Origin of the sequence: Pseudomonas sp. SIMBA_067, assembly GCF_046534675.1 — a bacterium.
Taxonomy (GTDB): Bacteria; Pseudomonadota; Gammaproteobacteria; order Pseudomonadales; family Pseudomonadaceae; genus Aquipseudomonas; species Aquipseudomonas putida.
In genome coordinates this window covers 1-324 of record NZ_JAWRYH010000192.1, presented here as the reverse complement: position 1 = coordinate 324, position 324 = coordinate 1, and the positions used below count along the sequence as shown (strand labels likewise).

Below are 324 nucleotides of genomic sequence, written 5' to 3'. Positions count from 1 at the left end.
CGTGCATGATCAATATTGAAGTTGTGTTCGCTTTACCTACTAAGGCAACCACGTTAAATATAGAAGTGCTGCAAGGCACAACGGCTGAGCAAGCGGTAATACAATCAGGGATTATTAAAAAGTGCCCTGAGATTGATGCAACCGATTTAACTTTAGGCGTATGGAACAGAACAGTAAAGCTAAATCATGAGCTTAAAGATGGCGACAGAATTGAAATTTACCGCCCATTAATTGCCGACCCTAAAGATGCTCGCAGAAAACGTGCTGAAAAAGCCAAAGAAGAGGGCCGCGCTAATAAAGTCACTGGTGGCCGGCCGTTAGAAC

The 324-nt window shown here is 43.8% G+C and carries 1 protein-coding gene; it reads left to right on the top strand.

Features of this window, described 5'->3' with window-relative positions:
- Positions 1 to 324: RnfH family protein (locus SB765_RS28680; protein WP_410932365.1), on the top strand; the 324-nt coding region annotated here is incomplete at both ends.